The sequence below is a fragment of the Thiohalorhabdus denitrificans genome, assembly GCF_001399755.1.
GTDB classification, from domain to species: domain Bacteria; phylum Pseudomonadota; class Gammaproteobacteria; order Thiohalorhabdales; family Thiohalorhabdaceae; genus Thiohalorhabdus; species Thiohalorhabdus denitrificans.
The window spans coordinates 1-20,697 of record NZ_LJCP01000001.1; the positions used below are offsets into that span (position 1 = coordinate 1).

25 protein-coding genes are annotated in these 20,697 nt (G+C 65.4%); 15 read left to right on the top strand and 10 right to left on the bottom strand.

The window, feature by feature from the left end; genetic code table 11:
- Positions 1–381 precede the first annotated feature (381 nt).
- Positions 382–822: a globin gene (locus tag AN478_RS00010; RefSeq protein WP_054964579.1), complete on the top strand. Its 441-nt coding sequence runs from the start codon at positions 382–384 to the stop codon at positions 820–822.
- Positions 823–868: 46 nt separating this feature from the next.
- On the opposite strand, the gene AN478_RS00015 is transcribed toward AN478_RS00010, so the two are convergent.
- On the bottom strand, positions 869–1,357 hold the full coding sequence (locus AN478_RS00015; protein WP_054964580.1) for a hypothetical protein: 489 nt from the start codon (positions 1,355–1,357) through the stop codon (positions 869–871).
- Positions 1,358–1,747: 390 nt separating this feature from the next.
- On the opposite strand from AN478_RS00015, the gene soxA reads away from it, so the two are divergent.
- Positions 1,748–2,626: a sulfur oxidation c-type cytochrome SoxA gene (gene soxA / locus AN478_RS00020; protein ID WP_054964581.1), complete on the top strand. Its 879-nt coding sequence runs from the start codon at positions 1,748–1,750 to the stop codon at positions 2,624–2,626.
- Between the two features lie 17 nt (positions 2,627–2,643).
- Positions 2,644–3,342: a sulfur oxidation c-type cytochrome SoxX gene (gene soxX / locus AN478_RS00025; RefSeq protein WP_054964582.1), complete on the top strand. Its 699-nt coding sequence runs from the start codon at positions 2,644–2,646 to the stop codon at positions 3,340–3,342.
- A gap of 65 nt (positions 3,343–3,407) precedes the next feature.
- Here the strand turns inward: soxX and AN478_RS00030 are convergent, their stop codons facing one another.
- Positions 3,408–3,710, bottom strand: a complete 303-nt coding sequence (locus AN478_RS00030; RefSeq protein WP_054964583.1) for a Dabb family protein — start codon at positions 3,708–3,710, stop codon at positions 3,408–3,410.
- A 256-nt stretch (positions 3,711–3,966) separates the two neighbouring features.
- Between AN478_RS00030 and AN478_RS00035 the strand changes: the two genes are divergently transcribed.
- Positions 3,967–4,533 (top strand): OsmC family protein, encoded by a 567-nt coding sequence (locus AN478_RS00035; protein WP_054964584.1) that lies wholly within the window; start codon positions 3,967–3,969, stop codon positions 4,531–4,533.
- Between the two features lie 76 nt (positions 4,534–4,609).
- Here AN478_RS00035 and AN478_RS00040 read toward each other — a convergent pair whose 3' ends face one another.
- Positions 4,610–4,912: a DUF3817 domain-containing protein gene (locus tag AN478_RS00040; protein ID WP_054964585.1), complete on the bottom strand. Its 303-nt coding sequence runs from the start codon at positions 4,910–4,912 to the stop codon at positions 4,610–4,612.
- A gap of 566 nt (positions 4,913–5,478) precedes the next feature.
- On the opposite strand from AN478_RS00040, the gene AN478_RS13795 reads away from it, so the two are divergent.
- Together AN478_RS13795 and AN478_RS00045 are read left to right on the top strand one after the other, a co-directional pair.
- Positions 5,479–6,003, top strand: a complete 525-nt coding sequence (locus AN478_RS13795) for a hypothetical protein (RefSeq protein WP_143004202.1) — start codon at positions 5,479–5,481, stop codon at positions 6,001–6,003.
- 3 nt (positions 6,004–6,006) lie between these two features.
- Positions 6,007–6,471, top strand: coding sequence for a hypothetical protein (locus AN478_RS00045; protein WP_054964586.1), 465 nt, complete (start codon positions 6,007–6,009; stop codon positions 6,469–6,471).
- Between the two features lie 157 nt (positions 6,472–6,628).
- Here AN478_RS00045 and AN478_RS00050 read toward each other — a convergent pair whose 3' ends face one another.
- On the bottom strand, positions 6,629–7,264 hold the full coding sequence (locus AN478_RS00050; RefSeq protein WP_054964587.1) for a cytochrome P460 family protein: 636 nt from the start codon (positions 7,262–7,264) through the stop codon (positions 6,629–6,631).
- Positions 7,265–7,569: 305 nt separating this feature from the next.
- Here AN478_RS00050 and AN478_RS00055 point away from each other — a divergent pair, with 305 nt between their 5' ends.
- Positions 7,570–9,021 (top strand): catalase, encoded by a 1,452-nt coding sequence (locus AN478_RS00055; RefSeq protein WP_054964588.1) that lies wholly within the window; start codon positions 7,570–7,572, stop codon positions 9,019–9,021.
- 88 nt (positions 9,022–9,109) lie between these two features.
- On the opposite strand, the gene AN478_RS00060 is transcribed toward AN478_RS00055, so the two are convergent.
- Together AN478_RS00060 and AN478_RS00065 are read right to left on the bottom strand one after the other, a co-directional pair.
- Entirely contained in the window at positions 9,110–9,409 is a 300-nt protein-coding gene (locus tag AN478_RS00060; RefSeq protein ID WP_054964589.1) for a GYD domain-containing protein, read from the bottom strand.
- 253 nt (positions 9,410–9,662) lie between these two features.
- Positions 9,663–10,124 carry a peroxiredoxin family protein gene (locus AN478_RS00065; protein WP_054964590.1) on the bottom strand — a complete coding sequence of 154 codons (462 nt, stop codon included), beginning with the start codon at positions 10,122–10,124 and terminating at the stop codon, positions 9,663–9,665.
- Between the two features lie 238 nt (positions 10,125–10,362).
- Here AN478_RS00065 and AN478_RS00070 point away from each other — a divergent pair, with 238 nt between their 5' ends.
- Positions 10,363–10,599: a type II toxin-antitoxin system Phd/YefM family antitoxin gene (locus tag AN478_RS00070; protein WP_054964608.1), complete on the top strand. Its 237-nt coding sequence runs from the start codon at positions 10,363–10,365 to the stop codon at positions 10,597–10,599.
- Positions 10,596–10,997, top strand: coding sequence for a type II toxin-antitoxin system VapC family toxin (locus AN478_RS00075; protein ID WP_054964591.1), 402 nt, complete (start codon positions 10,596–10,598; stop codon positions 10,995–10,997). Before AN478_RS00070 ends, AN478_RS00075 begins: the two co-directional genes overlap by 4 nt.
- A 47-nt stretch (positions 10,998–11,044) precedes the next feature.
- Here AN478_RS00075 and AN478_RS00080 read toward each other — a convergent pair whose 3' ends face one another.
- Both AN478_RS00080 and AN478_RS14805 read right to left on the bottom strand, forming a co-directional pair.
- Positions 11,045–11,776, bottom strand: a complete 732-nt coding sequence (locus AN478_RS00080; protein WP_176758782.1) for a nuclease-related domain-containing protein — start codon at positions 11,774–11,776, stop codon at positions 11,045–11,047.
- Positions 11,777–11,878: 102 nt separating this feature from the next.
- The gene (locus AN478_RS14805; protein ID WP_399353032.1) at positions 11,879–12,010 is read right to left on the bottom strand and encodes a transposase; all 132 of its coding nucleotides are present in this window, start codon (positions 12,008–12,010) and stop codon (positions 11,879–11,881) included.
- Positions 12,011–12,127: 117 nt separating this feature from the next.
- Here AN478_RS14805 and AN478_RS13800 point away from each other — a divergent pair, with 117 nt between their 5' ends.
- The 5 genes from AN478_RS13800 to AN478_RS00100 all read left to right on the top strand — a co-directional run bounded on the left by AN478_RS13800 (position 12,128) and on the right by AN478_RS00100 (position 17,410).
- On the top strand, positions 12,128–12,760 hold the full coding sequence (locus tag AN478_RS13800; RefSeq protein ID WP_143004200.1) for a hypothetical protein: 633 nt from the start codon (positions 12,128–12,130) through the stop codon (positions 12,758–12,760).
- Between the two features lie 106 nt (positions 12,761–12,866).
- Positions 12,867–13,784, top strand: coding sequence for a DMT family transporter (locus AN478_RS00085; RefSeq protein ID WP_054964593.1), 918 nt, complete (start codon positions 12,867–12,869; stop codon positions 13,782–13,784).
- A 127-nt stretch (positions 13,785–13,911) separates the two neighbouring features.
- Positions 13,912–14,721, top strand: a complete 810-nt coding sequence (locus AN478_RS00090) for a methyltransferase domain-containing protein (protein WP_054964594.1) — start codon at positions 13,912–13,914, stop codon at positions 14,719–14,721.
- A 64-nt stretch (positions 14,722–14,785) separates the two neighbouring features.
- Positions 14,786–16,432 (top strand): tetratricopeptide repeat protein, encoded by a 1,647-nt coding sequence (locus AN478_RS00095; protein ID WP_054964595.1) that lies wholly within the window; start codon positions 14,786–14,788, stop codon positions 16,430–16,432.
- A gap of 234 nt (positions 16,433–16,666) precedes the next feature.
- A complete protein-coding gene (locus AN478_RS00100; RefSeq protein ID WP_054964596.1) occupies positions 16,667–17,410 on the top strand; it encodes an oxygen-binding di-iron domain-containing protein in 744 nt (247 codons plus the stop codon).
- A gap of 113 nt (positions 17,411–17,523) precedes the next feature.
- Here AN478_RS00100 and AN478_RS00105 read toward each other — a convergent pair whose 3' ends face one another.
- Complete coding sequence (locus tag AN478_RS00105; protein ID WP_054964597.1) at positions 17,524–18,183, bottom strand: PEP-CTERM sorting domain-containing protein; 660 nt, start codon at positions 18,181–18,183, stop codon at positions 17,524–17,526.
- Positions 18,184–18,553: 370 nt separating this feature from the next.
- A complete protein-coding gene (locus tag AN478_RS00110) occupies positions 18,554–19,453 on the bottom strand; it encodes a hypothetical protein (protein WP_054964598.1) in 900 nt (299 codons plus the stop codon).
- Positions 19,454–19,768: 315 nt separating this feature from the next.
- Here AN478_RS00110 and AN478_RS00115 point away from each other — a divergent pair, with 315 nt between their 5' ends.
- The gene (locus AN478_RS00115; protein ID WP_054964599.1) at positions 19,769–20,611 is read left to right on the top strand and encodes a bestrophin-like domain; all 843 of its coding nucleotides are present in this window, start codon (positions 19,769–19,771) and stop codon (positions 20,609–20,611) included.
- Positions 20,612–20,697 lie beyond the last annotated feature (86 nt).

The following is a 20,697-nucleotide window of genomic DNA, read 5'->3' on the forward strand; positions in this document are numbered from 1 at the left end:
GCATCTTCCAGGCGGCCCGGGCGCGGGCCCGCGGGTACCGCAACCAGCAGACCTTCATCACCATGATCTATCTGCTCGCGGCGCCCATCGGCAAAGTGGAAAAATCCATTTAGCGCGTCGAAGCGCCCCCAAAACGCCCTCTATTCCAGAACTTCAACTTCCCCCCCTTTCCTTCCCGCTAATTGCCATTCCAATCCTCTAGAGAAAGAATCTCCTAATATAAAAATTTACAAAACCACCGGCAAAAATTCTTCCCAATGCGTTCGTTATGCAACTCCAACCCCTTGACCCCGTAAAAAAAACATTGCATATGGAATGCTACACCAGGGACCGGTGAGCCATGCACCGGAACAAAGGGGAAAAAGCAAAAGGGGAAAGCCCGTGGCCGATTCGACCACCAATGCCGTCAAACGAAGCCTGGGCCGCTGCCTTCTGAACGGAGACGTCTTCGGCACCTTCTACGACATCTTCCTGGACAGCGATCCCCGGGTCCGCGAGCTCTTCGCCAGCACGGAATGGGAGGCGCAGAAGGCCCTCCTGCGCCAGGGCGTGAACAACGTCATCTCCTTCTATGAAGGCAGCGCCACCGCCCAGTCCGCCATGGACCGCATCCGCCAGACCCATAGCAAGGCGCAGATGGGCATCCCGCCGGACCTCTACGACTCCTGGGTGTCCAGCATGCTGGAGGCGGTACGCCGTCACGACCCCGAGCTCGACGCGGAGCTGGAGGCCGCCTGGAGGGAAGTGCTCACGCAGGGGGTGGACTTCGTGCGGGCGGGCTACGAGGAAGCGGGAGAGGACGGCAGGCGCCGGGAAGGATAAGGGCGGAGGGGGGCCAAGCCCTGGCGGGCAGCGGCCCCTAGCGCGGTTACCGGAAGGGGGGCCCGTTGCCGCGACCCTTCCCGGAGCCGTTTCCATGGCCCTTTCCCGGGCCTCTGTGCTTCCACTTTCCGCCCCGCCTGCCCTCGTCGTCGTGCCGGTACAGGCCGTGCCCCTGCTTCAAGGCGTGGAACTCCCGGGATCCGGGCTTGATGCCCAGGCTCTTGGCGAGCGCGCCCCAGCCTTTCTCCCGGTGGGCCCGGTACCGGTCCAGGATGTAGCCGGGGGGCCTTCCCACCAGCTCCCCCAGGCGGAAGACCATGTAGGCGTCCGCCGGCCGTTCCACGTTGCTGAACACGGCCCTCACCCGCACATCCTCCACTTCGAAGCGGGCCGCGACCCGGGCCATGAATCCCGAGGGATCGGACTCGGCCCGGACGTTGATGTCCTTCAGCCAGTCGAACGCTCCCGCCTGCGCCGGCGAAGAGGCGAGCAGGACCCCAGCCGCGGCCACGGCCTTCAACTTCTTCAACTTCATGGGTTTCCCCCCTTTCCCGATGGGTCGCACAGGAGGAGTGCCCGGCCCCGCTCCCCGCGTCGCGCGCAGCGGAGCCGGAGGCCTGTCCCGGACAGCTCCGGGCACCCCGTCCCTATCCGGACAAAAACGGTATAGGGAAACAGCAGCGGGGAAAAGCCCCTCGAGCCGCCCCCGTTGCCCGGAATGGGCCGATCGTTCGGCCGACTCGAACCCTCGGTGGAGACCGCCTTTCCCACCCCCGCGACCTTCCCCCCACCGGCCCCACCAATGGACACGGGCGAAAAAGGGGTTCTATGTTGAAAAGATACGGTGCGGCGGTGGGCCGCGGGCCCACCCGTCCCCTTCCGCCGCCCCCCGATGTACCCGCGCCCCGGCCTACAGGAGGAGGCCATGCAAGGAACTTCAAGAAAACTGCGTGCCTACGGGAAATGGCTGCTGGCGCTGCCGGCGCTGGTCCTGGGCGGCACCGCCCACGCCCAATGCCTGGAGTGCACCAACGAGCCTCCCCAGGAGATCCTGGAGAGGCTCATCGAGCAGACCGGCTCCGACTACCTCACCCAGAGCCCGCAGAACCTGCAGCTCATGCCCGACAATCCGGCGTACTTCGTGGCGGAGGACGGCAAGGAGCTGTTCCACGAGAAGCGCGGCCCGAACAACGCCTCCCTGGAGAAATGCGATTTCGGCAAGGGACCCGGCGAGCTGGAGGGGGCCGTGGCCGAGATGCCGCGCTACTTCGAGGACACGGGCAAGGTGATGTCGCTGGAGACCCGCCTGGTGCACTGCATGAAGACCATCCAGGGCTTCTCCGAGGACGACCCGGAGATCGCGGAGCGGCACGGCTCCGACTCGGTCATGATGCAGCTGCAGACCTACATTGCCAGCAAGTCCAACGGCTACGAATGGGACCCGCCCATGGACCATCCCATGGAGAAGGCCATGCGCGACGCGGGTGAGAAGCTGTTCTACCGCCGGGCCGGTCCCATGGACTTCAGCTGCAACAGCTGCCACGGCGAGACCGGCAAGCGGATCCGCGCCTCCGTGCTCCCCAACATGAACAAGCCCAAGGAGTGGACCAAATCCATCTCCTGGCCGGCACGCCGGGTGGGCCACATGGAGGTGCGCAGCAGCTACCACCGTCTGCGCGGATGCTACTGGCAGATGCGCCAGGGTCTGGTCCAGCCGGGCTCGGACGCGGCCATTGCGGTGATGACCTATTGGACCGACGCCGCCCGCGGCGAGCCCGCGATCCTGCCCGACCTGAAGCGCTGAGCACGGAGGACGACCGAATGGAATACGGAAGCTCGATACGGACGGGCCTGGCCGCTCTCGCCTCGGTCTCCCTCCTCGTTGCCAGCGGGGCCATGGCGGAGTCCGCCGAGGGCGAGCAGGCCGACTACACGGAGATGAGCGCCGAAGAGCTGGCGAACCACCTGATCTTCGAGAAGGAGGGCTTCGACCTCGACGAGGAGACCCAGGAAGGCGGCACGGTTCGCGACCGCCTGAAACAGGACGAGCTGCAGAAGACCTGCTCCGCCCTGGAGGGCGAGAACGTCGACAGCGAGACCGCCGATAAGGTGCGCGAGATGGCCCGGGAGAACATGGAATATCCGGAAGGCGGTATCGAGCTGGGTGACTGGGAGCGGGGGCAGGAGATCGCCGAGAACGCCTTCGGCTTCCGGGTCGGTCACAAGGTGGACGACCATAGCGAAGAAGAGACCGGGGGCATGTGCATCAACTGCCACGAGATGGAGTCGGCCAAGTCGCACCGGTCCGGAACCATCGGCCCGAGCCTGGTCAACTACGGCAAGGACCGCGGCTCCGGCGAGTCCATGGTGCGGTTCGCCTACGAGATGATCTACAACCCCCACGTCAACTTCCCGTGCACCAAGATGCCGCGCCTCGGCGCCAACGGGATCCTGGACAAGGAGAAGATCCAGCACGTGCTGGGCTACCTGTTCGATCCGGAGTCGCCGGTGAACCAATAGGCCCAGGAGACGGCCCCCGGAGCCCCGGGGGTCGTCAGCGCTCCGGCCCGTCCGTGGGCGCCCGGCTAGACCTCGTAGTCCACCACCCAGCGCTCCGCCGTAACCTCCCCGATGAAGGCCTTTACCGCTTCATGCTCGGGATGGACTTGGTACGCCTCCAGCGCCTCTCGGCTCTCCAGCTCGGTGTAGAGAACCACATCCGCGGAGCTCTCCGTAGCGCTGAAATCCAGGCCCACCTCCACCTTCAGCAGCCCGGGAATGCGCCCTTCCAGGGCCTCCAGCTTCTCCTTCACCAGCTCCGCGTTGGCGGACCGGCTGTTCCCTTGCGCCTGGTCCTTCAGGCGCCACATCACGATGTGCTTGACCACGTATCCCTGCCCCTTGCGGTTCCTGTCGGGTTCGCACTGTGGGAGCGGTCCTTGACCGCGACTTTCAGCGCCCCTAATCCAATCCACGAGCGCCCTACGCCCTCCCCCCAGCTTGCCTCCGGGAACGGCGGGCGTAGATTGTAAAGGTAATCGCCACCCCGATCCCGGGGCGGGCTCGGTCGAGGACCGGGTGCCCGTCCACGCAGCCGGGCACCCTTCACCTGGGGCAGCGAAGGCACCCCGGAGGGTAACGGAGATGACCACGAAAACCGTAGTGAACGGGGTCGACGTCGACCAGCTGGTGGACACCGTAGGCGCCATCAAGGAGCAGCCGGATATCGCCAAGTTCCGGTTCCGCGCCAGCAACCAGTGGGTCAACGGCGGCCATTCCCGCACCACCATCCAGTCCTTCTACGGCGCCGGTCAGGAGGACGACACCCGGAGCGAGCCCATCGTGCTGGACTCCGACGAGCCGCCGGTACTCCTGGGCGAAAACAAGGGAGCCAACGCCGTGGAGACCGTGCTCCACGCCCTGGCCTCCTGCATGAGCGTGGGCTTCGCCTACAACGCCGCCGCCCAGGGCATCCGGGTGGACGGGATGGAAATGGACCTGGAGGGGGACATCGACCTCCACGGCTTCCTGGGTCTGTCGGAAAGCACGCGGCCGGGATACGAGAACATCCGGCTTTCCTGCCGGATCAAGACGGATGCCTCGGAGGATAAGCTGGCGGAGCTGAGCGAGCAGGTGCAGAAGACCTCGCCCGTGTTGGACATCCTCCGGAACCCGGTACCCACCTCGGTCCATCTGGAAAAGGCGCCCTGAGGCGGACAACGCGCCCGGCCCGTCGGGGCCACCAGGAGGGGGAAGCCGGCTGCCGCTTCCCCCTTCCCGTTCGGCTTCAGGCCGCCTCAAGCGCCTCCGAGGAACGCAGGGCGCGCTTCAACTGGCCGTCCACGACCAGAAAGCCGAAGGGCACGGCGCCCAGCAGGAACACCATCAGCCAATAGGCGATGGACCATCCCTGCCAGTGGCTGACCACAAGCGCCAGGGCCCCATAGACCAGGAACAGGATGCCGTGCGTCCAGCCCACGTAGTACACCGCCTCGTGCAGGCCGAGGTAGGCACGCAGGGGTATGGCGACAAGCAGCAACGTCAGCAGGGACAGCCCCTCGATCAGGCTGACGAGCCGGAACAACCTCATGGCGAGTCCTCGGGTTTCCGTTGGGTGGGCAAAGGGTAGCATCCCGCGGACCGGGCGTGGTCGCCGCGGATGGGTCGACTCGCCCCCCTCTGTCCAAAATTCCCGACACTCTTGCCTAACTTCCCGATGAGGAAGCGTTTTTTTGACAAACCGGTGTCGAGGTGAAATTATCCTCTCCCCAAAAAGGGGCTCTCGGCGCACTTGCCGAATATCCCTCCCCGGAGCATGTACCCACGTTACACGCCAAGGATGCGGAAGGAGCCGCGGGCGGGCGGCCCCTCCCTGGTACGACCCAGCTCCGGCCTGAGGCATACCCGGCAAACCCCTGTCGAGGCCCCGAAACCCTCCTGGCTACGGGTGATGGGCCACGCCTAGCTGAGTGCTGACCTCCCCTTGGAGTGGGGCGGAAGGGACGGGCACGGCCCAGGCCAGGAAGCGGGACAAGACCGGCGGCCGAAATCTGTCCGGACCCGGACCCCAGTCCGGTTCTTCAAGAACTTCCGGTCGCCATCCCGGGCCTGCCCGCAGGCCCAATCCGCGAACCATCCAGCCAAGAAAGGGGACCCATGAAACGCCTCTCTGCTTTTTCCCTGTTGCTCCCGCTGCTGATTACCGGTTGCGCCACGGGAGGGCTGACTCCCGATGGATTGCGAAGCACTGCTTCCGGGGGCGGCGTGATGAACTTCCAGGAAACCTACGAAGTTGATCGCCCCTATAACGAGGTAGCGAAAACCCTTGAGGCCCAGGCTAAAGAATGCCTCCACCAGAAAGTGGTTCGGCGAGCTTGTTACGGAATGGGCGCATGCAGTGAAACGACCCTTATCCTGACGCCATCGGTGGTCCATGGAGAGGAGGCCACGGAGGTCCACGTCCAGTTGCGGGCGCCCGAGTACACGCCGTCGAACGAGGAAGTGCCGGAGGACGGGGCTTACATAACCGTTGCCGATGCCGCCCCAGAGGGAACGGACAAGACCGTCATGGACGTGTATTCATCAAAATCAATAATCGCAAGCAAAACAGCCATTCCGAATGCCATTAAGCATTGGGCTAAGGGCACCAACCTCGGCTGCCCCAACCTCTCCGGGAGCTGAACCATGAAGATCCGATTTTTTGCCCTTCTAGCCGCCGCATCTGTTCTGTCCGGGTGTGCGACCACGTACAACCCCGACGCCTACGACAAGAACCTCACCGTGAACCTGAACTTCGAGGATCGCAGCCTCTTTGCCTCGGAAGACGCGCTCCTGGGGGTTAACGATATCGCGGAGGGTTGTACCAACGACTACAAGGGGGATGTCACACTGTCTGAGGGGGCCAACGAAGTTGGCCTCGCCCCCAACCAGGAGACGTACCTGAAAGTGGTCCTTTCCCAAGAGCATATGTTCTTACGGGACTGGAGCACGAGCCGGGGGACCTTGCTGACTCCCGCTCCGGGCCAAAAATACGAGCTGGATGTTGCCTACGCGGACGACATGTTTGATATGCGCCTGTACCGGGTCACCCCCTCGGGCCGGGAGGAGATGGAGCTGACCCCGGAACCGGACTGTCTCGCCCAATCCTGAGAAACGGGCCATTCCCTCCGCATCCCCCAGGGCTCTATCCACGGGCCCTGGGGGCCCTTCCTCCCCCGGAGAAGAAACGAAAGGCCCCGTGGCGGCCGAGGAGCCCGGAACCCCCTCGGGCCGGCTCATGGCCCGGTGATTCCCGCCTTCCCCTCCTTCACTCGTTGATGAAATCGCTCTTGTTGTACTGGTAGTCGTTGTCCTTCTGCTCCGAGTGGCAGGCGATGCAGCCCTCGTCCTGGCCCTTGGCGACCCGGCCGGCGAGCTTCATGCCCTGTTCGTCGGAGGCCACGCTGCCATCGGGCTCGTACTTGACCCAGAACCAGTCGTTATGCTCCGGGTCGTAGCCCGGTTCCCGCTTGAACATCACCGTGACCGAGGCCAGGTACCGATCGCGATCCTTGGCCACCTTGGCGTTTGTGATGTCCTCCCCCATGTAGTTGCGCTTCACGATGACCTGGCCTTCGTGCCCCGCCACCCCGGCGATGCCGCCGACGCTGACCTCGCCGTAGAGGGTCTCCAGGACCGCGCCGTGGGGCTCCTGCCCCTGGTAGGGCACGGTCTGGACGGCGTCCGGCCCCACCAGACGGGCGTTGTTCATGGCCTGCCAGAGGCTGTCGGCGTAATTCACCGAGGCCTGCCCGCCGAACGGAGGGCCCTCCTCCTCGCTGGCGACCTCGGGCATGGTCGTGCCGCCCGTTTCGCAGCCCGAAAGGGCGAAGGCCAGGCCGGCGATCGCACACAGCGAAGACATGGCCAAGCCGTAGGAGGGATACGGTCTACGCTCCTTCATGGTCCTTCTCCTTTTCCGGGAACAGGGTCCGCTCCACCAGGGATGGGAAGCCGGGTATTCCAAAACCATGCGTCCATTTCTTTAATTACCTGCCATAGAAAACCCAGGATGCAATCGGGGCGGAACGGGATGGGATGGGGGGGAATGAGAGGAAACGGGCAAGGGCACTGGGGTCGTCCGGGCAGCCCCCGGGATCCGGAACGTTGCACGGCCCCTGGTGGACGAATTCTAAAGGGACGGTTTCCGGCCCGACCCCCGGACCGCCTTCCAGCGGCCCACTGACGCCATGCAACGAGGTCTTGAACATGACCGATGAATCCAAGCCCACCACCACCGACGGTGGAGCGCCGGTTTCCAGCGACGAGCACTCCCTGACCGTGGGGGCGGACGGCCCGATCGTCCTGCACGACCACTACCTGATGGAGCAGATGGCCAACTTCAACCGCGAGCGGATCCCCGAGCGCCAGCCCCACGCCAAAGGCGGCGGCGCCTTCGGTCGCTTTGAGGTCACGCAGGACGTGAGCGCCTACACCAGGGCGGCCTTCCTCCAACCGGGCGCCAAGACCGACGTGCTGATCCGGTTTTCCACCGTCGCCGGGGAGCGCGGCAGCCCCGATACCTGGCGGGACCCGCGCGGCTTCGCGGTGAAGTTCTATACCGGGGAAGGCAACTTCGACATGGTCGGGAACGATACCCCGGTCTTCTTCGTCCGCGATCCGATGAAGTTCCAGCACTTCATCCGCTCGCAGAAGCGCCGCGCCGACACCAACCTGCGCGACCACGACATGCAGTGGGATTTCTGGACGCTGTCGCCGGAGTCGGCCCACCAGGTGGCCTGGCTCATGGGCGATCGCGGCATCCCGGCGAGCTGGCGGCACATGAACGGCTATTCGAGCCACACCTACATGTGGGTCAACGCCGAGGGGAAGAAATACTGGGTCAAGTACCACTTCAAGACCGATCAGGGGATCAAATGCCTGACCCAGGAGCAGGCCGACAGCCTGGCCGGAAGCGACAGCGACTACCACACCCGCGACCTGTACAACGCCATCGAACGGGGCGACCACCCGAGCTGGACGCTGTACATGCAGATCATGCCGTTCGAGGAGGCCGAGACCTACCGCTTCAACCCTTTCGACCTGACCAAGGTCTGGCCGCACGGGGACTACCCGCTGACCGAAGTGGGCAAGCTGACCCTCGACCGCAACCCGACCGACTACCACACCGAGATCGAGCAGGCCGCCTTCGAGCCCAACAACCAAGTCCCCGGCACCGGGTTCAGCCCCGACAAGATGCTGCTGGCGCGGGTGCTCGCCTACGCGGACGCCCACCGCTCCCGGCTCGGGGTGAACTACAAACAGATCCCCGTAAACGCGCCCAAATGCCCGGTCCACAGCTACAGCAAGGACGGCGCCATGCGGGTGCAGAACGTCTCCGATCCGGTGTACGCGCCCAATTCCAAGGGCGGCCCCGCCGCCGACCCGGAACGCTATCCCGAGGCGGCGACCTGGTCCGCCAGCGGCGAGCTCGTCCGCCACGCCTACACCCCGCGCCGGGACGATGGCGACTTCGTCCAGGCCCACGCCCTCGTCCGGGAGGTGATGGATGAGGAGGCCCGCACCCGGCTCGTCTCCAACGTGGTCGGGCACCTGTCGGCGGGGGTTTCCGGCCCGGTTCTGGAGCGGGCCTTTCAATATTGGCGCAACATCGACGAAGAGGTGGGCAAGCGCATCGAGGCCGGGGTCCGGGGCGACTGAGAGAGGGCACGACCGACGAGAAAGCCCCCCTCCCGCTTCCGGGAGCAAGGGGGCCTTTCCGCTTCGGTCCCGGAGCCCGCTTCGGGCCTCAGGGCAGGTCCGAGATGACCTTCCGGTATTCGTCCTCGGAGAAAAGGCGGTGGGACTCGGTCCGGACGTTCCCGCCCGCGGCGATGGCCAGCACGGCCTTGGCCACCGCCTCCTCGTCGGGGGCGTCGAAGATGAAGATGGTGTCGTAATGCGGGTGCCCAAGGATCCCGTAGAAGTCCTTCATCTCACCCCCCATGGACCGGACCATCTCCTTGGCGGCCTCCACCCGGGCCGGGCTCTCCTTGATGTCCCGGATCCCCTGGTCCGTGAAGCCGAACAGAATCATGTACGTATTCATGGCTGCACCTCCTCCCCCGGCCCGACCCAGGGCCACCCGACGGCCACCGGGAACAGGCCATAGAACGCGGAAATCGTCGCCCGGGAGCCGGCCGGCCGAAGCCCAGGGCCGCCCGGGCGCCCCTCATGACCAGCCTCTCGCCGGCGGAAGCGGGAGGAAAATGGTACGAACCCTTAATTGGGGAGCGGCGAACTACGCCAAGCCCGGCCGGGAGATTCCTTGGCCGGCCGGTTTTCCCCGGGACGGGAAGCCCCTAAAGCCCCGGATCCCTGCGGGGCCAATTCTCGGCGTGGGGGCCGCATTCCTCGCACTGGAGGAAGGTGAAGCGGACCCACTCCAGGAGGTCCTCATGGTCCGGCCGCGCCGCCTCCGGTCCCTCCTTGCGGTGGAAAAGCTCGCCCTGCTCGTCCAGCACCAGGACCGCCGGGCGCTGCTCCGCCAGCCGGGCGGCGACCCCTTCCGCATCATGGAGCAGGGGGAAGGGGTAGTCCCCTTCCGGCGGCGGAGTGGTGGCGATGGCCAGCACCTCGGCCCCCGCAGCGCGATAGTCGGGATAGCGCCCGGCGAAGGCGTCCAATAGAGCCGTCCCGGCGCCGTCCCACAGCACCAGAACCAGTGGTTGGCGGCCTTTGAACCGCCACGTGGAAAGCAAACGGCCGCTGCGGTCGGGAAGGCGGATGCTGCCCGCCACCATACCGGGGGTCAGCGTACCCATGGCGTACTCCTGCGTTGGAGACTTTCCGGGTTAGACCCTGGCGGATGCCCGTGCACTCCGAGTCGTTCCCCCTCCCCCTTTCACTCCCGCCAATGCCCCGGGGCATTGAGCGCATCGGCGCAGACCACTTACCCACCGGCCCCCGATCCCCTCCGGCCAGGACTTGGGAATCCAGGATTTCCGGGGAACATCCATCTGGTAAAATTGTGACCAGGGTTACACGACCATGGGAATTTTCATGGAACAGGAAAAGGTCTCCAAGTCCGAATTCAAGGCCCGCGCCCTGGAGTTCCTTCGGCGAGTGGAAACCAGCGGGGAGCACCTGATCGTGACGGATCACGGCAAGGCCACCCTGGAGATCCGCCGGTACCGGAGCCAAGAACGCTCCCCCCTCGAGGTGCTGCAAGGCAGCGTTATCCAATATGAGGACCCCACCGAGCCGGTTGGGGATCAGGACTGGGACGCGCTGCGGTGATCGTGCTGGATACCCACGTCCTTGTTTGGTGGGTAAACGGTGATGGCCATCTGTCGAAGCCGGCCCGGGAAGCCATCGAAGCCGAGCGGACCTCCCCGGAGGGTCAGCTGCTGATTTCCTCCATTACGGCATGGGAAATCGCCATGCTGGTTGAGCGAGGCCGATTGGTGCTGACCATGGATGTGGATGGCTGGCTGGAAACCGTAGCCAGTATTGAGGGCGTCCACTTCGTGCCGCTGAACAATGTGGTGGCGATTCAGTCGGTGCGCCTACCGGGTGAATTCCACCAGGATCCGGCCGACCGCATGATCACCGCCCTGGCGCGGCATTATTCCGTGCCCCTGGTCACCGCCGACCAAAAAATCCGGGAATACAAATACGTGAAAACGATCTGGTAGGACCACTTCCTATTCGGGGGCGTAAAACAGGTTCCCTTTAGCTGCCCCTAACGAATAATGTGAGTTCCCAAGAAGAGGCCGATTCCCAGAAGGAGCAGAACGGCCGTGATTGTCCGGACGAGGCGCTGCCGAGCCAGCCCGCCGACCGCCGCGAGGTGGGCCTTGCGGGTTTCCGGGTCCGTTCGGAGGCGGTGGGCCAGGGCCTCCCATCGGGCCCACAGACCGGCTGGCACCTCCCCGGTTCCCGCGTGCTCGCGCAGATGCGCCGCCAGGTCCCGCATCTGGACCACCCCATCGGGCTCTCCCTTGGGGAAGCGAGCGGCATTGGTGAACACCACTAGGCCGTGAACCGGGGTGTCAGGCAGAGAAGTTTCCACGGCCTTTATGTGCCCGTAGTTCTGGTGCAGGGGGTTCTGGAAGGAGAAGCGCTGCCGACCCAGCTTCTGAGTCCAGGTCCGCTCGCGGGCGCGCCCGAGGATCTGACCCGAGTAGTTCTTGGTCTCCACCACCCAGATTCCGGAAGGCAGCAGAGCCAGGTGGTCCACCTGGGTCCAGCCGCCGCGTCCATCCGGCAGCAAAACATCGCTCCGGACATCCGCGGCCACCCGGCCCAATTGTCCCCCCACCAGTTTCTCTCCCAACCAGCCTTTGAAAACCGCCAGGGCAGACCGCAGCCAGAGGCTCAGAGCAGCCAGCACCAGGGCACCGGGAACCAGCCACTGGAAGAACAACGTCCAGAACGAACTGGTGGCTTCCTCAAGAGCCTGTGCAGGATCCATGGGCATCCCTTCCAACTTGTGTCCCGCTGCAAATGGTACACCCGAACAGGGAGGGGATAATCCTGCTTTTGTATCCACCGGCCCCGTCGTTTGGTACCCACTTCACTCCAACCCGCCGTACTTCTGCCTCCAGTTGTAGTAAGCAAGGTTGAAAAAGCCCTCGCTGTGGCACGGCTCCTTCATCCGCGCCCCGAATTCGGCCTCCTGCAGGATCCGGACAATCTGCTTGCCAATCCCACTAAGCTTTGGCTGGTACGGAAACCGGGGAGCAGGTCACTCCCTCCGTTGTTCCCTTGATGGGGGCGTGGTAGTTTCTTGCTTTGGTTTTCAACGGGTTAAAAGGGGAACAGCGTGGTCAAAGACGGGGAAGAGTCGCCGGATGCGCGCCTGGTAGAAAGGGATGTGGTTGCCGAAAAGCATTGGGGAAACCCGCTGGACAGCAAGAACAACTGGCGAACCGAGTTTTGGGAGGAGGGCTATCTAAGAGCGACCCTTTTGAAGGTCCGCTATGGCTGGCGAAAGGTTCCGGCGCTCGATTTCGAGGGACGGCGCCTCAATTTTGGCAAATCTACGGACCGGTCCGGAGCAGGGATCCTGTCGGGGTTGCTCCCCACGGGGAATCGGCGCCGCGTATGGCGTGCAGGTACTACGCAAATCGCTGAAATCTACGATTTGGGCCCACAGGACGGAACGAGTACCGGGGTCTTCTGGCACGGCGGGATGGAATATCGGGTCGAAAATCCGCACAACCTAAGCCTCTTCCGCTCCATGAAAGGTCCTATTCGGATTTCCAGTGGTATGGGTATGGTCGGGGTCATTGAGCCAAGCCCGGACTCCTGGTTCGAATGGGTCATTCGGCCAAGACGGCCGGTCCGCTTTGATGTGCTGCTGATTGCCTACCACATGGCTGGCTGGCTCTCCAAGCCGAGCAGTGGCGGGAAAGGCGGCGGTGCGGCTGGTGGAGGGGGCGATGGCGGGTGTTGAGGAATCTCGGGACCCTGGAGGCTGTTGGCGTGCCGGCCCCGATTGTGGTCGGGACTAGGACGCGTTAGGATCACTCGCCTCATTTTCTCTCACCCCCGGGAAAACCATGCGGACCTTCCTGAGCCAGCTCCTCGGGCTGGAGCTGCTGTTCGTCCTGCTGTGGAACTCCGGTTTCATCGGCGCCGAGTACGGCCTGCCGTACGCCGGGCCCTGGAGCCTGCTGTTCTGGCGCTACACCGTCCTGGCGGGGCTGCTGGGCTTGTGGCTATGGGCCCGGGGGCGGCTGGGCTGGCCCGGGAAGCTGGCCGCCGGGCATACGGCGCTGGTGGGGGTGCTGGCGCACGGCGTGTGGCTGGGGTGCGTGCTGGTGGCCCTCGACATGGGCGTGCCGGCGGGCATCGTCGCCCTGGTGACGGCGCTGCAGCCGCTGCTCACCGGCGCCCTGTCCGGTCCGGTGCTCGGCGAGCGCACCGACGCCCGCCAGTGGCTGGGCCTGGTCCTCGGCTTCGCCGGCGTGGTGATCGCCGTGGGCGCGCGCCTGTCCCAGGACGCCACCACCCCCGCCCTGGGCTACCTGATCCCCTTCGGCTCCGTGGTGGGCATCACCATTGCCAGCCTCATGCAGCGGCGCTGGGCGCAAACGGGCACCAGCACCCACCTGCCCCTGGACACCACCCTCTTCTACCAGAGCGGTGCCACCGCCCTGGCCCTGCTGCCCCTGGCCTGGGGACTGGAAGGCTTCGCGGCGGAGATGGAGACCCCCTTCCTGGCCACCATGGCCTGGCTGATCATCGCTGTTTCCCTCGGGGCCTACTGGGCCATGTGGCGCCTGCTGCACCGGGACGAGGCCACGCGGGTGGCCAGCCTGTTCTACCTAAGCCCCCCGGTCACCATGCTCATGGCCTGGGCCGCCTTCGGCGACCACCTCATCGCCACCGACCTCCTGGGCCTGGTGGTGGCTGGCGCGGGCGTGCTGCTGGTGTATCGAATCGGGCTGCCACGTTCACGGGGCGCCCCGGAGTAGGCCAATAGGTGCCCCTTTTCCACCCCCTTGCCTCCCAACCCCCGCGGCGTAATCTGGGAAGAAGAGCCGCCTGAAGGTCCCACTACCCGGGAGAGGTCCGGCAAAGCGGGACGGGAGGAGGGGCGCCATGGCCGGACCCACCTACGGAGATTCCTTCTCCCAGAACGCCGCCGAGAACTACGAGCGGTACTTCGTGCCGACCATCGGTCGTCCCGTAGCCGAGAGCCTGATCGAGGCCGCGGACCTCCGTCCGGGTGAGCGCGTGCTGGATGTGGCGTGCGGGACGGGCATCGTCACCCGGCTGGCCGCGGAGCGCGTCAGCCCGCACGGCGCCGCCGAGGGCCTGGACCCCAACCCGGGGATGCTCGCCGTCGCCCGCGCGGTGGCGCCCGCCGCCCCTCCCGTTGCCTGGCACGAAGCGCCGGCGGAGTCGATTCCCCTGCCGGACGAGTCCTTCGATGTCGTGCTATGCGGCATGGGGCTCCAGTTCTTCTCCGACCGGGAGGCCGGCCTGCGGGAAATGCGACGCGTCCTGGTCCCGGGCGGCCGCCTCCTCGCCAACCTCCCCGGGCCCGCGCCTCCGCCACTGGAGGCCCTGGCCGAGACCTTCGCCCACCATGTGGGCCCCGAAAGCGCCTCCTTCGTCCTCGCCGTTTTCTCCTTGCACGACGCCGACGCGATCCGCTCCCTCGCAAAGGCCGCCGGCTTTGGCCCCATGGAGGTCTGGTCGGAACCCGTAGCCCTCCGCTTGCCGCCCCCCGCGGACTTTCTCTGGCAGTACGTCCACAGCACTCCCATGGCGGCCGTATTGGCGCAGGTCGACCAGGAGCGCCGCGCGGCCCTTGAGCGGGACTTCGCCGAGCGGTGCCGAGATTTCGTGGAAGAGGGCGCCCTGGTGGGCGCGGTGCGAATGACGACCCTGATGGCGAGGCGGTAGACCAAAAGGAAGATGGGTGTCCTATTAGTAATTAGAAAGGGGGAACGAGAGGGAGGAGGGAGAGATGAGGGCACACACCAGAGCACGCGCCCTGATCGGGGCCTTTCTGCTCGCCCTGGCCCCGCTGCTGGCGGCCCAGGAGACGGCCGAGCAGGCCCCACTGTTCGAGGGACTGGGGGACCATCACCACGCCGTCACCACGGATTCCGAATCCGCCCAGCGGTATTTTGACCAGGGCCTGATCCTGGCCTTCGGGTTCAACCACGCGGAGGCCTACCGCTCCTTCCGGCAGGCGGCGGAGCTGGACCCGGATTGCGCCATGGCCTGGTGGGGCGCCGCCTGGGTGCTGGGCCCCAACATCAATGCGGCCATGGACCCTGCCCAAGCCCCCGAGGCCTGGGAGCTTCTCCAGAAGGCGCAGGCCGCCGCGGAAGGGGCCAGCGACCGGGAAAAGGCCTACATCGAGGCGCTCGCCAAACGCTACGGGCCGGAGGCGCTGGAGGACCGCTCCTCCCGGGATCAGGCCTTTGCCGAGGCCATGGGGAAGGTCGCCAAGCGCTATCCCGACGATCTGGATGCCCAGGTGATCCATGCCGAGGCCCTGATGACTACCACTCCGTGGGATTACTGGCGGGAGGACGGCAAGCCCAAGGCGGTCACGCAAACCATCCTGACCACCCTGCAAGGGGTCTTGCGGCGCGCCCCGGATCACCCCATGGCCAACCACCTCCTGATCCACGCGGTGGAGGCCGCCCGCCCCCTCCAGGGGTTGGAGGAGGCCAAGCGCCTGGAGGATCTGGTACCCGGCGCCGGACACCTGGTGCACATGCCGGCGCACATCTACATCCGGCTCGGGCGCTACCACGAGGCGACCCGCGCCAACCTGCGCGCCATCGAAGCCGACCAGCGGTATCTGGAACAGGTGGACACCCAGGGCGCATACCGGCTGGGCTACGTCCCGCACAACTACCACTTCGGCTGGGCCACGGCCACCTTCGAAGGACGCAGCGAGCTGGCCATCCGCCTGGCCCGGGAGATGGCCGAAATGGTGGACCGGGAGGCCATGCGCGAGCGCTCCCTCACCACCCTGCAGCACTACTGGATCACCCCCCTGTATGCCCTGGTGCGCTTCGGCCGTTGGGAGGAGATCCTGGCTCGGCCCGAGCCGGCGGAGGACCTGGTCTACCCCCGGGCGGTTTGGCATTACGCCCGGGGCATGGCCTACACGCGCAAGGGGGACCTGGAGGCCGCCCGCGAGGAGCTGCGCAGGCTGGACGCCCTGCGGGACCATCCGGACCTGAAGTGGGTCACAGTGTGGGACATCAACAAGAGCCGGCACATCCTGGAGATCGCCTCCCACGCCCTCACGGGGGAGCTTGCCGCCGCCGCAGAGGATTACGAGGCAGCCATCGCCTCGCTGGAGCAGGCCGTGGAGCGAGAGGATGCACTGAACTACGACGAGCCCCCCACTTGGCACTACCCGACCCGCCAATCCCTGGGGGCCGTGCTGCTGGAGGCCGGCCGGGTGGAACGCGCCGAGGCGGTGTACCGGGCGGATCTGGCCCGTTTCCCGGAAAACGGCTGGTCCCTATTCGGCCTGCTGGAATCCCTGCGGCGCCAGGGCGAGCTTGAAGAAGCCCGGGCCGTGCAGCGCCGGTTCCGGCAGGCCTGGCGCCATGCCGATGTTGTCCTTACCGGCTCTCGGTTCTGATCGGAAAGGGGGTGTCCCATACTATCTTGCAGGGTGATCCGGCGGGCGGCTTCGGCGATGGCGGTGAGCCTGATTCACAAGTATCTGGAGACGGTCTGAACCGACTTCCACGGAATCAGGCTCGGATCCCGTTTCCGGGTCCGGGCTCCCTTCCCGGTGCCTCCTCCGGGCGGTACTTTGCCAAGAGACCGGGTCATAAAAGGACCCGTCCCTTGCGCAAGGAGGATGCGTGCCATGGTTACTGACGGCCAGACCGGAACCCGGATCGACGAAGTCGGCAACGGAATCTACCGTATCAGCACGCCCATTTCCGCCGAGGCTATCCCGCCCCACGGCTTCAGCTTCAACCGCTACCTGATCCACGACGACGAGCCGATGCTGTTCCACGCTGGGTTGCGCAAGATGTTCCCCCTTACCCGGGACGCCATAGCCACCGTGATGCCCCCGGAAAAGCTGCGCTACATCGGCATCTCGCACATGGAAGCGGACGAGGTCGGCGCTCTCAACGATCTGCTCGCCATCGCCCCCCACGCCGAGCCCGTGTGCGGCAAGATAGCGGCCATGGTCAACATCGGCGACATCGCCGACCGCCAACCGCGCGCCCTGGCGGACGGCGATACCCTGGCCACTGGGCAGCGCACCTGGCAATGGCTCGGTGCCCCGCATATGCCCCACGGTTGGGATGCTGGCTACTTGTTCGATACCAGTGGCGACGCTCTGCTCTGCGGGGACCTATTCACCCAGGGCGGCGCCGACACCCCGCCGCTGACGGAGTCCGACATCCTCGGCCCCAGCGAGGACTTCCGGAAGGGAATGGACTACTACTCCCATACCCGCAACGCTCCCGCCCTGATGGAAAAGATCGCCGCTACCGAGCCCCGGCTGCTGGCCTGCATGCACGGAAGCGCCTGGGCCGGCGACGGCGGCGCCCTGCTGCGGGCGCTGGGCCGGGAGCTGGAAGAGAGCGAAACCGGTTGATCGGGGCCTACGGCCCGGCCGGGTACCGCCGTGATCGGGCCGGGAAATCCGGGGGGTGGATCGCACCCCCGATCACTCAAAGTGGGTGTCCTTTTAGGAAGGAATTCGCCCGGTTACATCCTGTTTTTAAGGCGGCTGAAACCGAGTCCGGCCAAGCTTAGGCCCATGAGGGCGAGGGGGGCTGGTGCAGGGACGGGGATGCCCTCGGAGCTTCCAAAAGTCCCCTGAAAGTTATCAATGATGTACCGGCCGTTCTGGGAAGTGAAGTCGAAGGTGCCGTAGGAGGCGACACCGGAAAACTCCGCAGTGACCTGGCCTTCCGGAAAGGAGCTGATTCCGGCCGGGGTGGTTGTGAAGTCGGCCACCTCGGAGGCGCCCCCGATGACATCCCCGGAGCTGTCGTAAAGGTCGATGCTCGCAAAATAGCCCGGGTCGCTGACATCCGAATCCAAAGCAAACCCGAAGCTGACACCATCTTCGGCCCCGTTCAGGAAATCGACCCGGAGGTCGGGATTCAGCTCGGTTGTGCCTTCGAGGCCCGGCTCCTGGATGAAGTTCTGATTGGCGCCGGGACCCACCGTATTAAAGCCGGAGGGATCGGTGGTGGAGAAAACAACATCGTCGGTGCCGTCGCCGTCACCGTCGAAAGCGGAACTGGTGGAACCGGAAATAGCCGTATCGAAGGTGATGGTGGCGGCATGCAATGGCGCCACCGCGCCAAAAGAAAGCAAGACGGCTGATGCCAATGATTGGAAATACCAGGGTATGCGCATGCTGCCCTCCTCCACGGTTAACACAGGATAGGGAACAGGATCGTTCTCCCAAGGATTCCCTGCGGAGGCAGCAATGGACGTGCCAATGCCCGCCAGCCCTGCAGATCAGGAGACCGGCGCCAACGTAGCAGGGGGCAAATCGAACGAAGCTGTCAGAGCCGCCGACGGTTCAACGACGCCCCGAACCGCCTTCCTGGCTGGTTTCCTTGTGACGGGCTCGGCCGGAAACGACCCCCGGAGCTCGTCTCGGTGGAGCAGGCCCCAACCGGCGTTCTCATTTGTATCTACCGACCGGCCACCACGACCCAAGAAGAATAAATCAGCGCCGGAAGAGGAAATTGGGGTTCCTTTTCCTCCGATGTAGGTGTTCCTAAGCCGCCCTCCGCCTGGCGGCCAACAGCACCGCGCCCGCAACCATCAGTGCCAGAGGCGGGGTGGCGGGGATCTGCTTGGGGGCATTGTTCTCCCGGGGCGTGAGCAGGAAGGCGCGACGCCAGGGGCTGGCGAGGGCGTCCCGCCAGGCCACAATCTGCCCGTTGCTGTTAATGTCCTCGATATGGATCTGGTCGAAATACTCCGCCGCCGTGGGCCGGAAGCGGGGGGCCAGAGGGATTTCCGGCATGGCCCCGGGGTCTACCAGCTCCCCCAGGCGGTTGTTCGCCAGCACCTGCCGGATCCACTGCTCCGTGGGGCTGCGGTCGGCCGCGGTCTCTTCGGGGGTATCGCCCCAGGGCGTCATGCCCGTTTCCTCCGTCCAGCGGAAGTTGGTCAATTGGCCCGCGGCATCGTAGGTCTCGCCGTAAGCCGTGCCGTCCTCAGTGATCACGGTGGTTTCTCCCAGGTCCTGGGTGGCGCCGGGCAGCGCGCCAAGATCCGTCACGTTGCCGGCCGCGTCCCAGATAACCGGGTTAATGCCCTCGCCGCGCCGGCCGTCGGACCACCCCGCCAGCGTTCCCTGGTTGTTGATGTCGAAGACCCGCGTCCGGTAAAGGGCCTCTTCCCCCGCGCCTGAATAGGGCGGCAGGGGCGTCTCATCCAGGAAGCCCGCTCCCTCCTGCCAAACGGCCGCGCTCGAATAGCCGTCGTAGAAATTGCCGGCCACCCTTCCCCGGTCGTTGATGGCGGTGGGCACGTAGTGGCCCATGTTGATCTCCGTTACCTCGAAGGTGGGAAGGGAACCGGAATCGGGCACGGCCTGGGCGGAGGGGGCGAAGGCGCCAATGGCTAGGCAGGCAAGAAATGACACGGGGACAGGCGGTGGCTTGAACATGGTGCAGCTCCTTTGGGGGAAGAAATTAACCTCTTCCTCCTGGAGCAATACCCGTTCCAATCCGCAGTGCGCGGTTTTTGGGGCGTCCCGGCATGGAACGGACACCCGGCCGCGGGGGTTCGTTAAAGCGGTCGACGCCCGACCGCTAGCCGCCGGAGCCCCCGTCCCCGGCAATAAAAAGGACACCCACTTTATTCTTCAGGCTCTCGCCCCTCCCATCACCCGCATTTACCCCCGCAAGCCCACCGACTTAGGTTGATCGTGTCGCTCTTGCCGTAAGCAGGCCCTGGTCCAGGCTCTCGAAAGGGGCTCGGTATGACGGATTTGCTCCTAGCGGCGGAATCCTACTGGTGGGTGTTCTACATCGGGACGATCGTCGTCTTCCTGGCGACCGTGGAGGTCGGCTTTCTCCTTGGCCGGTCGCGTAGGGGCAAGACCGACCCCGAGGCCAAGTCCCAGGCGGGCACGGCGCTGGCGGCCATCCTTGCGCTGCTGGGCTTCCTGCTGGCCGTCAGCTTCAGCATCGCCGAGGACCGTTTCATGACCCGCAAGCAGCTGGTGCTGGAGGAGGCCAACGCCATCGGCACCACCTTCCTGCGCACCGATTTCCTGATGGAGCCCCAGCGCACCCGGGCCCGCCGGCTGCTCGCCGAGTACGTAAACGTGCGCCTGGAGGCCACCAAACAGCCGGGAACGCTCCAGGAGGGGCTCAAACGGTCCGTGGAGATCCAGAACGCTTTGTGGCGGATCGCGGACAAGGTTGCCGCCCAACGGCCCCGCTCGGAGCCGGTGGGCCTGTTCATCGACGCCCTCAACGAGACCATCGACCTGCACGAGGAGCGCGTGACCGTTTCCCTGCGCAATCGGGTGCCCCCGAGCCTCCTGTGGACCCTGTACCTGGTGGCCTTCCTGTCCATGGGGATCTTGGGCTTCCACTTCGGACTGGGAGGGACCCGCAATATCCTGGCCGCCAGCGCTCTGGTGTTCGCCTTCTCGGCGGTCATGCTGTTGATCGTCGACCTCGACCAGCCCCGCCAGCGCCTGTTCACGGTCAATCAGGCCGCCCTCGAGGATACCCATCGCTCCATCAGTAAGGCCCTCGAAAGCCCCCCGGCCAAAAGGGGTGGCAGCCCCGACGGCAAGAGGCGCCCTCCCTGAACCGCCCGGCAAATTCCCGCGGAGCGGGCTGGGTCATGGGGGCAAGCCCTGGAAAACAGGGCGCCCGACTTGGCCGACAACCCACG